This window comes from Xanthomonas sp. LMG 12460 (assembly GCF_009192895.1).
In the GTDB taxonomy this organism is placed as follows: Bacteria; Pseudomonadota; Gammaproteobacteria; order Xanthomonadales; family Xanthomonadaceae; genus Xanthomonas_A; species Xanthomonas_A sontii.
In genome coordinates, this window is record NZ_NKUH01000009.1 from 20,503 (window position 1) to 34,141 (window position 13,639).

Annotated in this window: 12 protein-coding genes and 1 other RNA gene; 5 read left to right on the forward strand and 8 right to left on the reverse strand. The window is 68.2% G+C overall.

The window, feature by feature from the left end:
* Positions 1–112 precede the first annotated feature (112 nt).
* From dnaJ to hrcA, 4 genes are all read right to left on the reverse strand, one after another.
* Positions 113–1,243 (reverse strand): molecular chaperone DnaJ, encoded by a 1,131-nt coding sequence (gene dnaJ / locus CEK66_RS02090; RefSeq protein WP_017908540.1) that lies wholly within the window; start codon positions 1,241–1,243, stop codon positions 113–115.
* 151 nt (positions 1,244–1,394) lie between these two features.
* Entirely contained in the window at positions 1,395–3,323 is a 1,929-nt protein-coding gene (gene dnaK / locus CEK66_RS02095; protein WP_017917724.1) for a molecular chaperone DnaK, read from the reverse strand.
* Positions 3,324–3,468: 145 nt separating this feature from the next.
* Entirely contained in the window at positions 3,469–3,990 is a 522-nt protein-coding gene (gene grpE, locus CEK66_RS02100; RefSeq protein ID WP_010344263.1) for a nucleotide exchange factor GrpE, read from the reverse strand.
* 192 nt (positions 3,991–4,182) lie between these two features.
* Positions 4,183–5,241: a heat-inducible transcriptional repressor HrcA gene (hrcA, locus tag CEK66_RS02105; protein WP_017908542.1), complete on the reverse strand. Its 1,059-nt coding sequence runs from the start codon at positions 5,239–5,241 to the stop codon at positions 4,183–4,185.
* Between the two features lie 111 nt (positions 5,242–5,352).
* Here hrcA and recN point away from each other — a divergent pair, with 111 nt between their 5' ends.
* Entirely contained in the window at positions 5,353–7,014 is a 1,662-nt protein-coding gene (gene recN / locus CEK66_RS02110; protein WP_152235800.1) for a DNA repair protein RecN, read from the forward strand.
* A 324-nt stretch (positions 7,015–7,338) separates the two neighbouring features.
* On the opposite strand, the gene fur is transcribed toward recN, so the two are convergent.
* Positions 7,339–7,761, reverse strand: a complete 423-nt coding sequence (gene fur, locus CEK66_RS02115) for a ferric iron uptake transcriptional regulator (protein WP_026143876.1) — start codon at positions 7,759–7,761, stop codon at positions 7,339–7,341.
* 103 nt (positions 7,762–7,864) lie between these two features.
* On the opposite strand from fur, the gene bamE reads away from it, so the two are divergent.
* Positions 7,865–8,263 carry an outer membrane protein assembly factor BamE gene (gene bamE, locus CEK66_RS02120; protein ID WP_017908545.1) on the forward strand — a complete coding sequence of 133 codons (399 nt, stop codon included), beginning with the start codon at positions 7,865–7,867 and terminating at the stop codon, positions 8,261–8,263.
* A 27-nt stretch (positions 8,264–8,290) separates the two neighbouring features.
* On the opposite strand, the gene CEK66_RS02125 is transcribed toward bamE, so the two are convergent.
* Both CEK66_RS02125 and CEK66_RS02130 read right to left on the reverse strand, forming a co-directional pair.
* A complete protein-coding gene (locus CEK66_RS02125; RefSeq protein ID WP_152235801.1) occupies positions 8,291–8,545 on the reverse strand; it encodes an RnfH family protein in 255 nt (84 codons plus the stop codon).
* Positions 8,546–8,550: 5 nt separating this feature from the next.
* Entirely contained in the window at positions 8,551–8,982 is a 432-nt protein-coding gene (locus CEK66_RS02130) for a ubiquinone-binding protein (protein ID WP_026144297.1), read from the reverse strand.
* A gap of 58 nt (positions 8,983–9,040) precedes the next feature.
* Between CEK66_RS02130 and smpB the strand changes: the two genes are divergently transcribed.
* Positions 9,041–9,544, forward strand: a complete 504-nt coding sequence (gene smpB / locus CEK66_RS02135; RefSeq protein ID WP_010344270.1) for an SsrA-binding protein SmpB — start codon at positions 9,041–9,043, stop codon at positions 9,542–9,544.
* Between the two features lie 584 nt (positions 9,545–10,128).
* On the opposite strand, the gene CEK66_RS02140 is transcribed toward smpB, so the two are convergent.
* Complete coding sequence (locus tag CEK66_RS02140) at positions 10,129–12,378, reverse strand: S8 family peptidase (protein WP_152235815.1); 2,250 nt, start codon at positions 12,376–12,378, stop codon at positions 10,129–10,131.
* An 82-nt stretch (positions 12,379–12,460) separates the two neighbouring features.
* Here CEK66_RS02140 and CEK66_RS02145 point away from each other — a divergent pair, with 82 nt between their 5' ends.
* Together CEK66_RS02145 and ssrA are read left to right on the forward strand one after the other, a co-directional pair.
* Positions 12,461–12,850, forward strand: coding sequence for a hypothetical protein (locus CEK66_RS02145; RefSeq protein ID WP_193312536.1), 390 nt, complete (start codon positions 12,461–12,463; stop codon positions 12,848–12,850).
* 107 nt (positions 12,851–12,957) lie between these two features.
* Positions 12,958–13,309: a transfer-messenger RNA gene (gene ssrA, locus CEK66_RS02150) on the forward strand.
* Positions 13,310–13,639: the final 330 nt, after the last annotated feature.

Below are 13,639 nucleotides of genomic sequence, written 5' to 3' on the forward strand. Positions count from 1 at the left end.
CACGCTCGGGAAATCCCGAATCCCAAATCCCGGCTTTTCAACAGCCGCAGGCTGTCATCCCGAATCCCGACTCCCCGGCTTTTCAGCAGCCGAATGGCTGATCATCCCGGCCTCACGACGTCATCCGGTCCCAGAACCCCTTCACCCCGTCGATGAAGGTCGCCGACTTGGGCGAATGCTTGCGCGCGTCCTCGCCGGTGAAGGTGGATTCGAACTGTTCCAGCAGTTTGCGCTGGTCGGCAGTGAGATTGATCGGCGTCTCCACCACCACGCGGCAGTACAGGTCGCCTTCGCTGCGGCTGCGCACCGAGCGCACGCCCTTGCCGCGCAAGCGGAACAGCTTGCCGGTCTGGGTCTCGGCCGGAATGCGGATCTCCGCCTCGCCGCCGAGGGTGGCCACGCGCACGGTGTCGCCCAGCGCCGCCTGCGAGATGCGGATCGGCACCTCGCAGTGCAGGTCGTCGCCGTCGCGCTGGAAGATCGGGTGCTCGCGCACGCGCACTTCCACGTACAGATCGCCCGGCGGAGTGCCGGCCGGACCGGCCTCGCCCTCGCCCGACAGGCGGATGCGGTCGCCGTTGTCGACGCCGGCGGGAATCTTCACCGACAGCACCTTGGTCTCTTCCACGCGCCCGGCGCCATGGCACACGCCGCACGGGTTCTGCACGATCTGGCCGCGGCCGGCGCACTGCGGGCAGGTCTGCTGCATGGCGAAGATGCCACGCTGGATGCGCACCTGACCGCGTCCGTGGCAGGTGCCGCAGGTCTCGACCTTGCCGTCCTCCGAGCCGCTGCCGTGGCAGTGCTCGCATTCGCTCAGGGTCGGAATCTCGATGCGGCGCTCGATGCCGGCCACCGCTTCTTCCAGGTCCAGCTCCAGCACGTAGCCGATGTCGGCGCCACGCCGCGGCGCACGCCCGCCACCGCCGGCGCCACCGAAGATGTTGCCGAAGATGTCGCCGAAGATATCGCCCATGTCCGGGCCGCCAGGGCCGCCGCCCATCCCGCCCATGCCGTGCTCGAACGCGGCGTGGCCATGCGCGTCGTACATGCGCCGGCGGTTGCCGTCGGACAGCACCTCATAGGCTTCCTTGCATTCCTTGAACGCGGCCTCGGCGGCTTGGTCGCCGGGATTGCGGTCCGGGTGGTACTTCATCGCGCAACGGCGATAGGCCTTCTTCAGCTCGTCGTCGCTGGCGGTGCGGGCCACACCCAGCACTTCGTAATAGTCGCGTTTGCTCATGGCTGGGAATCGGCGATGGGGAATGGAGAATGGTTCAAAACGGGCATCCTGTAGCGATCGGTCATAGCGGCGATGAAACCGGGAACCTTAAAACGGCGAAGGAGCGGAGCCTGAGCACCGCTCCTTCGAAAACCGATTCCTTAAGGCTGGATCACGCCTTCTTGTCGTCCTTGACCTCGGTGAACTCAGCGTCGACCACGTCGTCGGCGTGGGCCGAGGACGCATGCGCGCCGCCGGCGTTGCCGCCCGACTGCTGCTCGCCCGCCGCCGCGGCCGCGTACAGCGACTGACCGGCCTCTTCCAGCGCCTTGGTCTTGGCCTCGATCTGACCCTTGTCGTCGCCCTTCATCGCGGTTTCCAGGTCCGCCAGCGCCGACTCGACCTTGCCGATCACGTCGCCGCCGACCTTGCTGCCGTGCTCGGTGATCGCGCTGCGGGTGGCGTGGATCAGGCCGTCGGCCTGGTTGCGCGCCTGCACCAGCTCGTGGAACTTCTTGTCTTCCTCGCGGTTGGCTTCCGCGTCGGCGACCATCCGCTGGATCTCGTCGTCCGACAGACCGGAGCCGGCCTTGATCTCGACCTTCTGTTCCTTGTTGGTCTTCTTGTCCTTGGCCGACACGTGCAGGATGCCGTTGGCGTCGATGTCGAAGGACACCTCCACCTGCGGCAGGCCGCGCGGCGCCGGCTCGATGCCGGACAGGTCGAACTTGGCCAGCGACTTGTTGTAGCGGGCCTGCTCGCGCTCGCCCTGCAGCACGTGCACGGTCACCGCCGACTGGTTGTCCTCGGCGGTGGAGAACACCTGCGAGGCCTTGGTCGGGATGGTGGTGTTCTTCTCGATGATCTTGGTGAACACGCCGCCCAGGGTCTCGATGCCCAGGCTCAGCGGGGTCACGTCGAGCAGCAGCACGTCCTTCACGTCGCCGGCCAGCACGCCGCCCTGGATCGCGGCGCCCAGCGCCACGGCCTCGTCGGGGTTGACGTCCTTGCGCGGCTCCTTGCCGAAGAACTCGGCCACCGCCTGCTGCACCTTCGGCATGCGGGTCTGGCCACCGACCAGGATCACCTCGGTGATGTCGCTGGCGCGCAGGCCGGCGTCGTTCAGCGCGGTGCGGCACGGATCGATGGTGCGCTTGACCAGGTCCTCCACCAGCGCCTCGAGCTTGGCCCGGGTCAGCTTGATGTTGAGGTGCTTCGGGCCCGACGCGTCGGCGGTGACGTACGGCAGGTTGACTTCGGTCTGCTGCGAGGACGACAACTCGATCTTGGCGCGCTCGGCGGCGTCCTTCAGGCGCTGCAGCGCCAGCGGATCCTTGCGCAGGTCGATGCCCTGGTCCTTGTTGAACTCTTCGACGAGGTAGTCGATGACGCGCTTGTCGAAGTCTTCGCCGCCCAGGAAGGTGTCGCCGTTGGTGGCCAGCACTTCGAACTGCTTCTCGCCGTCGACGTTGGCGATCTCGATGATCGATACGTCGAAGGTGCCGCCGCCCAGGTCGTACACGGCGATCTTGCGGTCGCCGCCCTGGCCCTTGTCCAGGCCGTAGGCCAGCGCCGCAGCGGTGGGCTCGTTGATGATGCGCTTGACGTCCAGGCCGGCGATGCGGCCGGCGTCCTTGGTCGCCTGGCGCTGGCTGTCGTTGAAGTACGCCGGCACGGTGATGACCGCCTCGGTGACGGTCTCGCCCAGGAACGCCTCGGCGGTCTTCTTCATCTTCTCCAGCACCTGCGCGGAGATTTCCTGCGAGGCCAGCTTGCGCCCGTCGGCGGTGGCCACCCAGGCGTCGCCGTTGTCGTGCTGGACGATGCTGTACGGCACCAGGCCGATGTCCTTCTGCACTTCGGCGTCGGTGAACTTGCGGCCGATCAGGCGCTTGACCGCGTAGAAGGTGTTCTTGGGGTTGGTGACGGCCTGGCGCTTGGCCGAGGCGCCCACCAGCACTTCGCCGTCCTTGGTGTAGGCGACGATCGAAGGCGTGGTGCGGTCACCCTCGGAATTCTCGATGACGCGGGCCTTGCCGCCGTCCATGATCGCCACGCACGAATTGGTCGTGCCCAGGTCGATGCCGATGATCTTGCCCATTGCAATGACTCCTGAAAGGTCGTGTAGCCGGCCAGTGCCGGGATCTGGTTCGGATATAGGGATGGCTGCAGGTCATTCAAGCCATCGCCGCAAATTAGCGTTCCACCGCCGCCGCGCCGGGTTCAGGCGCGGGCGGCCGGCGCGCTCAGTCGTGCTTGGCCACCACCACCAGAGCGGGCCGCAGCAGCCGGTCGTTGAGCAGGTAGCCCTTCTGGAACACCTGGATCACATGCCCCGGGGCCACGCCCTCGGCCTCGGCCTGGCTGATCGCCTGGTGATGCTCGGGGTTGAACGGCTCGCCGGTCGGGTCGAGCAGGGTCAGGCCGTTGTCGGCGGCGACCTTGAGCAACTGCTTGTAGGTCAGCTCCAGGCCGTCGCGCAGCGGGCTGGGCTCGCTGCCGGCAGCGCTCAGCCCCGCGTCCAGACTGTCGAACACCGGCAGCAGGTCGCCGAGCAGGCGCTCGTTGGCGAACTTGCGCGCCTGCTCCACGTCGCGGGCGATGCGCTTGCGCTGGTTCTCCAGGTCGGCGCGCTCGCGCAGGGCGTCGGCCTTGACCAGGGCCAGTTCGCTGCGCAGCGTCTCGATCTCCGCCTGCAGCGGATCGGTCGAGGGCTGCTGCGCCTCGGTCAGGTGTTCGGAATCGAATTCGGGGTGCTCTTGCGTCATGTCCGGGTCCCTGGCGGGGTACGTCCCGCCTTACCGGACCACCTATGTGGGCGGTGCGGGCGGATTCAAGTGAATCCGGGATGATCAGCCATTCGGCTGCTGAAAAGCCGGGGAGTCGGGATTGGGGATTCGCGTGGCGCGGCGGGACCGCCGGCTGGCGGAGGGCGCTGCGGGCGCCCCCCTGCGCGTGGCTCAGCGGTCGCCGGGCGGGGATGGGTCCAGGCGGGCGCCGAGGACGTCGGCGGCGGTCTGGACCAGGGGGATGACCCGGTCGTAGTCCATGCGCTTGGGGCCGATCACGCCCAGCACGCCCAGCACTTGGCCGCCGGCCATGTACGGGGCGGTCACCAGCGACACGCTCTCCAGCGGCACCATGCCGGTTTCCTCGCCAATGAAGATGCGCACGCCCGGCGCGCGGATGGTGCGTTCGAGCAGTTGCAGGAGTTCGCGCTTGCTGGCGAAGACCTCGAACAACTCGCGCAGCCGCTCCAGGTCCGACAGGTCCTGCACGCCCATCAACTTGGTCTGCCCGGCCAGCACCATGTCGTCGCCGGCCGGGGCCAGCGCCTGCTCGGCCAGTTCGACGCTGTGCGCCAGCAGCTGCTCCATCTCGTCGCGCGCGTGGCGCAGGTCGCGCAGCAGGCTGGCACGGATGTCGGCCAGGGCGCGCCCGGCGAAATGCCGGTTCAGATAGTTGGCCACGCGCTCCAGTTCGGCCGGCTCGTAAGCCTTGCGCGGTTCGATGACCCGGTTCTGCACCTCGTTGTCGGCGAACACCAGGATCGCCAGCACCCGCCGCGCGTCCAGCGGCACGAAGTCGATGTGCCGGAACGCGAACTGCTCGCGCTTGGGCGCGCTGACCACGCCGACGAAGTGGGTCATCGCCGACAGCAGCTCCGAAGCGCTGCCCAGCAAGGCCTGGGTGCCGGCGGCATTGGCCATCTCCGCGCGCAGCCGTGCCACCTCGCCTTCGGCCGGCGGGCGCATCTGCACCAGGCTGTCGACGAACACCCGGTAGCCGGTGGCGGTGGGCACGCGTCCGGCCGAGGTATGCGGCGAGCTGAGCAGCCCGGCATCCTCCAGGTCGGCCAGGATGTTGCGGATCGTCGCCGGGCTCACGTCCAGCCCGGCATGCCGGGCCAGGGTCTGCGAGCCGACCGGCTCGCCGTCGCGGATATAGCGCGAGATCAGCGTGCGCAGCAGCTGCCGGGCACGCGGATCGAGGCTGGAATGGACCGGGGAAGCGCGCATGGAATCAACCCGTGAGACTGGTCCTTAGATAATGTCTGCACGCCGGCTTGGCAAGTCATTGGCCCACCTACCCGCGCATGCTAGCGTTGCGCGGCTCCGGATGCAGACCCCATGCTCAGACATCTCTCGATCAAGGATTTCGCCGTCGTACGCGGCACCGAACTGGAATTCGGCCCCGGCATGACCGTGGTGTCCGGCGAAACCGGCGCCGGCAAGTCGCTGATGGTGGACGCGCTCGGCTTCCTGTCCGGGCTGCGTGCCGACAGCGGCGTGGTCCGCCACGGCGCCGACCGCGCCGAGCTGTCGGCCGAGTTCGTCGCCCCCGCCCAGGCCCGCGCCTGGCTGCGCGAGAACGAACTCGACGACGAAGACCACTGCCAGCTGCGGCGCGTGATCCGCGCCGACGGCGGCTCGCGCGCCTGGATCAACGGGCGCCCGGTGACCCTGTCGCAACTGGCGGAGCTGGCCGGCCACCTGGTCGAGATCCACGGCCAGCACGAACACCAGGCCTTGCTCTCGCGCGGCAGCCAGCTCGGCCTGCTCGATGCCTACGCCCGCAACGAGGCCGAGCGGGTCGCGGTGCGCGCCGCCGCCGCCCGCTGGCAGGGCCTGCTCAGCGAGCGCGAGACCCTGCTGGCGCAGGGCGACGTCAGCGACCGCATCGGTTTCCTGCAGCACCAGCTGGCCGAGCTGCAGCGCGAGGACCTGGACCCGGCGGCGATCGCCGCCCTGGACGCCAACCATCGCCGCCAGGCCCACGCCGCCGCACTGATCGGTGCCTGCGAGGGCGCGGCACAGCGGCTCAACGGCGACGAGGCGCCGGCGGTGCTGGACCTGTTGCAGCAGACCCGCCACGAACTCGGCAAGGTCGGCGAGTACGACACGCGCCTGGCCGAGGTGCAGGCACTGATCGACAGCGCCGGCATCCAGCTGGAAGAAGCGCTGGCGCTGATCGACCGGGTCCGCGACGACCTGGATGCCGACCCGGCGCAGTTCGACGAGATGGAACGCAAGCTCGGCCGCCTGCACGACCTGGCGCGCAAGCACCGGATCGGCGTGGACGCGCTGGCCGACCACCGCGACGCCCTGCTCGCCGAAGTGGAGAGCCTGCGCGGCGCCGGCGAGCGGCTGGACGTGCTCGACGCCGAGATCGCCCAGGCCACCCAGGCCTGGCGCGACGCCGCGGCCGCCCTGACCGCCACCCGCGACCGTGGCGCGCAAGCGCTGTCGCGCGACACCACCGCCCTGATCGGCGAACTGGGCATGGGCGGCGGGCGCTTCCTGATCCAGCTCGAGCCGCACGACACCGAACGGCCGGACCCGGCCGGCGCCGAGCGGGTCGAGTTCCTGGTCGCCGCCAACGCCGGGCAGCCGCCGCGCGCCCTGCGCAAGGTCGCCTCCGGCGGCGAACTGTCGCGCATCTCGCTGGCGATCGAGGTCGCCGCGCTGGGCCTGGACGCGGTCCCGACCATGGTCTTCGACGAAGTGGACTCGGGCATCGGCGGCGCCGTCGCCGACATCGTCGGCAAGAAGCTGCGCGCGCTCGGCGAGCAGCGCCAGGTGCTGTGCGTGACCCACCTGCCGCAGGTCGCCGCCCAGGGCCACGCCCACTACCGGGTCAGCAAGGCGCCGGTCGAAGGCATGACCCAGAGCTCGGTGGAACTGCTGGCCCCGCGCCAGCGCGAGGAAGAACTGGCACGGATGCTGGGCGGGGTCGAGGTCAGCAAGGAAGCCCGCGCCGCGGCCAAGCGGCTGCTGCTCAGCGCGGGCTGAGTGGCTGGCGATCGGGCAGCGCCTGGCAGTGCAGCCCTGCCCAGGCGCCACAGGTCACAGAAAGTATCAAAAGCCCCTCTCCCACCGGGAGAGGGGTTGGGGTGAGGGTTCGGCGCAGAGCGACCCGCTGACGTGATCCACGCGGCGACACCCGTACCCTCATCCGCCCCTGCGGGGCACCTTCTCCAGGCAGGAGAAGGGAGACGCCTTAGCCCCTCTCCCACCGGGAGAGGGGTTGGGGTGAGGGTACGTGGCGAAGCCCCAGCGCATCTGGCGCACAGGAAGGGGCGACACGCTGACCGGATTCACCCGGCAGCGGAAAACTCAGCCCTTCTTGCCGCTGGGCCGCTTGCTGCGCACGTACAGCACCAGGGAATGCTCTTCCAGCTCGTAGCCGTGATCGGCGGCGATCTTGCGCTGCAATTCTTCGATCTCCGCGCTTTCGAACTCGATGATCTTGCCGGTATCCACGTCCACCATGTGGTCGTGGTGGCCGCCGCGGTCCAGTTCATACACCGCCTGGCCGCCCTCGAAGTTGTGCTTGAGCACCAGCCCGGCCGCCTCGAACTGAGTCAGCACCCGGTACACGGTGGCCAGGCCGATCTCGTCGCCGTGGTCCAGCAACTGCCGGTAGATCTCCTCGGCGGTCATGTGGTGCCGCGCCGACTTCTGCTCCAGCAGCTCGAGGATGCGCATCCGGGGGTGCGTGACCTTCAGGCCGACTTTGCGCAGATCGTGGGATTCCATGGCGTCTCCGTTCATAGCTGGTTTATCGCCAGCTGCCTGGGAATGGGTCGCGGCGGTCGCCGGGAGTGTATCATCGACGTGATTTCATTCAGCCCTGTCCCCGATGCGCAATCTCCTGCTGGTCGCCGCTGTTGCCCTGTCCACCGCTGGCTGCGGCATCATTTACAAGCAGCCCATCTACCAGGGCAATCTGATCAAGCCGTCGGCCGTCGAACAGCTGAAGGTCGGACAGAGCAAGCAGCAGGTCAGCGCGCTGCTGGGCAGCCCCTCGATCCCGGATCCGTTCCATGCGCAGCGCTGGGACTACACCTCCACCGAGCGTGTCGATCGCGTGGGCCGTACCGAGATCAAGAACTTCGTCGTGTTCTTCGACAACGACATGGTCACCCGCTGGGAAGGCGACTACTTCCCGGACCAGGACGAAGAGCTGGCCAAGAACAGCGTGCGCCAGTTCGGCCGCAACCTGGCCAAGGACAAGAAGAAGCAGCGCCGCGGCGAATGAGCCGGCGGCCGCGTCGCGCCCCGCCGCTCAGCGCGGCTTGGCGCGGCGTCGCCTGGCGTCCTTCGGGTCGATCAGCAACGGCCTGAGCAGTTCCACCCGGTCGCCGTCCTGCAACAGCCGCGTCGGCGCGGCGACTTCGCCGTAGACCGCGCATGGCATGCCGGGCGTCGCTTCGGGCAACGCGGCGGCGGCCAGCGCATCGGCGACAGTCGCGCCTTCCGGCAGATCCAGCCGCTGCGACACGAAGCGCTCCGGCCAGGCCAGCACCACCTCGATCTGCATGGCGGCTAGGCCTGTTCCCGGTCGGCCACGCGCACGAAGTCGTTGACCATGCGGTCGGCCAGGCTCTGGAAGCCCAGCGCCAGCGCCGGCCCCAGCAGGCGCGAGGCGGGTTCGAAGTCGAGCATCAGGCTGACCTTGCTGGCGTGCTCGTTGAAGCCCTGGAAGGTCCACTGCCCCTGCAGGCGCTTGAACGGACCGTCGCGCAGCTGCATATCGATGCGATCCGGGCGCTGCAGGCTGTTCTCGGTGGTGAACCAGGTGCGGAACGAACCCAGACCCAGGTCCAGCCGCGCGACCAGGACGCGGTCGTTCTGCTCGAGGATATGCGCCGCATCGCACCAGGCGAACCGGCGCGGATAGGCGGCGACGTCGTTGACCAGATCGAACATGCGCGTTGCGGCGTGTTCGACCAGAGCGCTGCGGCGGATGATAGGCATTCGGGACGGAAGTGGGACCAAGACGTTCGGGAGGCCCCGAATCGGAGACAATAGCAAGATGAGCAAGAAACCCGCCAAGGATAAAGCAAACGGCGCGACGGCCAACAAGACCATCGCCCTGAACAAGCGCGCGCGCCACGAATACCACCTGGAGGACCGCTACGAGGCCGGCCTGGCCCTGCAGGGCTGGGAGGTGAAGTCGATCCGCGCCGGCCGCGCCAACATCGGCGAGAGCTACGCCTTCGTGCGCCAGGGCGAGCTGTTCCTGTTCGGCGCGCAGATCACCCCGTTGATCCAGGCCTCCACCCACGTGGTGGCCGACGACCGCCGCACGCGCAAGCTGCTGCTGCACCGGAACGAGATCGACAAGCTGATCGGCCGCGTCGAACGCGACGGCTACACCCTCGTACCCACCGCGATGTACTGGAGCAAGAACAAGATCAAGCTCGAGATCGCGCTGGCCAAGGGCAAGCAGGACCACGACAAGCGCAACGCGGCCAAGGACCGCGACTGGGCCCGCGACAAGCAGCGCATCATGCGCCGGCACAACAAGAATGCCTGAGGAGCTGGGATTTGGGATTCGGGATTGGGGATTCGCAACAGCGGATCTCCTGCCCTCCCCAGCTGCCCTGCACGCCTCGCCTTTCCCGCAGGAGCGGCTTCAGCCGCGACGCGGTGGAGCCGGGATTGGGGATTGGGGATTGGGGAGTCGCAACCGCAGCTCCCATTCCCACAAGCTCAGCCGCAAGTGCGACGCCACAACGCCGTGGCACGACAGCCGCAAGAGCGCACCGCGGTGCATGGATGCCCTTGTGGGAGCGGCTTCAGCCGCGACGCGATGAAGTCGGAACGCGACGTGATTCGGTCGCACCGGCCGCAGAAGACGCGCAGCCCGTTTCATGCCCTCATCTGGAAACATCGGCAGTCACCCGTTGCGGCGAAAGCAGATTCCGACATGAAAGGCGATGCGGCCTCCGAGCCTGTTTCGCCCCTCGATCCCCGCCTCCAATCCCGGCCTCACCGCGTCGCGGCTGAAGCCGCTCCCACACGGGAGACCGCGCTGCCCCAGGGAACCGCCGTTTGCGAATCCCAAATCCCGAATCCCCGGCTTTTCAGCAGCCGAATGGCTGATCATCCCCGCCCCACTCACGTCCCCCCAAGCATCCGCATCAGGCTCGGCAGCCCACTGCCCTGCATGTAGCGATCGCGCTGCAGGTCCAGGCACTGCGCCAGCAGCAGTTGCTTGACCCGATCCGGGGCACCGATGAACTCGCGGCGCACCGACAGGAACGCGGCGATCAACCCCGACACATGCGCCGCGGCCATGCTGGTGCCGCTCATCTCCACCATCCAGGTGCCGGGATCCTCGAGCGCATAGCCGTGGTGCGCCGACAGGATCTTTTCGCCCGGCGCGACCAGATCCGGCTTGTAGCGGCCATCGGCGGTCGGGCCACGCGAAGAGAAGTACGAAATGCCGTAGCTGTGCGGGCTGCTCTTGTGCACCGAACCCACCGCCAGCGATTCCTCCAGGTTGGCCGGGTCGCCGATGCTCAGGTCCAGGTTCAGCGGGTAGGCCTCACCGTCGCCCTGCATCAGCCAGGCCAGGCCGTCGTTGCCGGCCGCGATCACCACCACCACGCCCTGCCGCCACAGCCGGCGCAACTCGTTGCATAGCGGGGTGAAGCCGCAGCCATAGCTCTCGGCGTCGAAGTAGCCACCCAGGCTCAGGTTGACCCCGTGCACCACCAGTTCGCCGGCGCGCTCATTGAATTCGGCGACCTGCTGCACGCCCTTGATGATCCACGAGTCGCGGCCGTTGCCGTCGTCGTCCAGCACCTTCAGCCCGTACAGCCGCGCCAGCGGCGCCATGCCGGCGAACTGCAGTGGCGCAGTGGCCGGCAAACCGGGCAGCGGCGCTTCGCACTGCCCGGCGATGATGCCGGCCACGTGGGTACCGTGACCATTGCCGTCGAGCGTGTCGAAGCCGGCCTCGCCCGGGCGCAACGCGCGCGGGCGTCCGCGCTGGGTGCAGTCCCATTGGGCAAGCACGGTCGCCGGTTGCCCGGCGGTATGGAAGTGCGGATGCGCCGCGGCGATGCCGCTGTCCAGCACCGCCCAGCCGATGCCGCTGCCGAGCGCGCGATAGGCCACCTGTGCCGCGTCCACCTGGATCGTGCTGCGCGACTGGTAGATCAGCGCGCGCTTGCCCGCATCGCGCCACAAACGCTTGAGGTTGAGGTCGCGATAGCGCTCGCGCAGGCTTTCGATCTCGAACCGGGTCAACCGCGCCGACACGTAGCGCTGCAGCGTGTCCTCCAGTTCGATCTGCGCATCCAGCGCCTCGCCGTGCAGGCCGGTGGAGGCCTCGGTGAGCGCACGCAACGCGGCGATCAACTCATGCTTGCGTTGCGCCGGATCGCCGGCGTCGGACAACCGCTCCAGTTCGATCAGCACCTCATGCCGGTAATCCGGCGCGCGCGCCTCCAACTGGTCGGACAGGTCCTTGATCAGCACCGGATGCGCGATCGGCTGGTCGAAGCCTACCCCCACCGCGCGCCGCACCTCGGCGCGCACGTCGGGGATGGACAGGTAGCCGGCGGCCGAATGCGGGTTGTGCTGCCAATCGGGGTTGATCTTCGACCCGGCGATGTTGTGGAAGCGCCCGCCGGCATCGGCGATGTCGTCGCTGAGATCGTCGTCCAGCGCCACCGGGTCGCGCCGCTCGGCGACGTTGACCCAGCGCGCCACGCAGGGTGGGAACGGCAGCTTCGGCGTGCCGGTCCACTCCTTGAACATGCTGCGCACCACCGGCAGCCCCAGCGGCGAGCCGAGCGTGAGCAGCAGCGACACCTCGCAGTCCTGCGGCTGCAGCTCGCGCAGCACGTCGTAGGCGATCAGCGAGCCCTGGCTGTGCGCGATGACCACGAACGGGCCGCCACCGGCGCGGATGCGCTGCAGCAGGCTCTCGCGCATCTGCGTACGCCGCGCCGGCACGAAGAAGAAGTCGTGCACGTCCTGCAGCAGCGCCGCGGAGATCAGCTTCAGCAGTGCGCGGTTGAGCACGTCGACCACGCCCTGCGCGTGCACGTCGGCGGCTGCAGCCGCCGGTGCCGGCGCCGCCGCCTCCACCTCGTCCAGCACTTGGTGCAGCCGTGCGCGCTCGGCCTCGCTGGCGGCCAGCGTGTCGGCAAGCTGGCGCAGATCGGCCAGTTGCGGGGCCACGCCGAGTGCGCTGAGCACGCGCTGCTCGGCCTGGTTCAACACCGGGCCGCGGTCCTGATCCTGGCAATCGCCGGGCTCCGGCGACGGATAGCGTTCGCGGTTGACCCAGTAGGCCATGCGCGTGCGCTCGCCCATCGCGCGACCGAACAGCGCGCGATCCCATTGGCAGCGCAACACCTCGGCCGGCGGCTTGTTGCCGATGCCATGGATGTAGACGACCGTGCGTGCCCGCCCCTGCGCCAGCGAACCTTCGCCGGTGGCCTTGGGCCGCAGCGCGTTGCCCGCCGGTAGAGCGGCGGCGGGCGTCGCCGAGGCAGGTCTGCTGGCGCCGGGAGCCGCGGCGTCGGATCTGGACGGTGCTGCCAGCCTTGCCGATGCAGGTCCCTTCGTGGATGGAGCTGCCGATGCCGGCGCCGTCTTCTTCGCCGCCTTGGCAGCCCGCGTACCAACCGCTGGCGTCTTGCGCGCTGTTGCTGTCGGCTTGGCGGCAGATCTCGCCGGCGCCTTGGCCGGCGCCTTGCCGGGGGTGGACGTCGAGGACGTGACGGGTGCCTTGGGCGTACGCCCGCTGCTGCGGCCACGCGGCTGTCTGCTTGCCATTGCGCTGCTCCATGCCTGGGGGAATGCCTGGGGGACGGCGGCGTGACAGAGCCGGCGTCGCAGTGAAGCCAGCTTAAGCGCGGCCTGTCTCAAGACTTGTGACTGCCCTCCCCGATCCCTACACTGTGCAGGTCAGCGTTTGACGTTGTCCCCGGGGGTGCACTGGTTTCGACGGGGGTTGCAAAATCGCTTGGCGCATGCCGAGGGGGCAGCTTTCCTCGTAAATCCAGCCGCAAACTTATAGTTGCCAACGACGACAACTACGCACTGGCCGCTTAAGGCCTAGCCCCGAAATCGCTTGTGTCCGTGCTCGCGACGTAGGGTCATTATCACGGAATCGCCGGTGGTGGCTGCCTGTCAGCCATTGGCTAAATCAAGCAGGCTGGTCCCGGGATGCGCTTCGCACATCGTGCTGTTCCGGGGCGAGATCCAACGATGAGCTAAGCATGTAGTGCCGGGGATGGAGTGCCTTCGGACGGCGGTTCGATTCCGCCCACCTCCACCATCTGATCGCGGAAAAGAGCAGTAAACGCTTGATTCTGCGAAGGTTTGGCCCGGGGTTTGATGATCGATTTGAGCCTGGTCCAGGTATCAAACGAGGGATCAAACCCCGTGCCGAAGCCTTATTTTCTGCGCCGCCCGGCTGTGCCATAGGCGCGCATCTTCGCTCCCACCGATCTTCGGACCCTCGCTGGCCCGAGCCACTTGGTGCACCCCGTTTTCTACCGATGGGCGATGTCGCCCGTCTGGCTGCCTCGCGTGTGGCTGCCTCGCGTGCCGCTGCAGCACTCTCGGGGGCATTCGATCGGATGCGACAGGACGCGAGCATGAACGA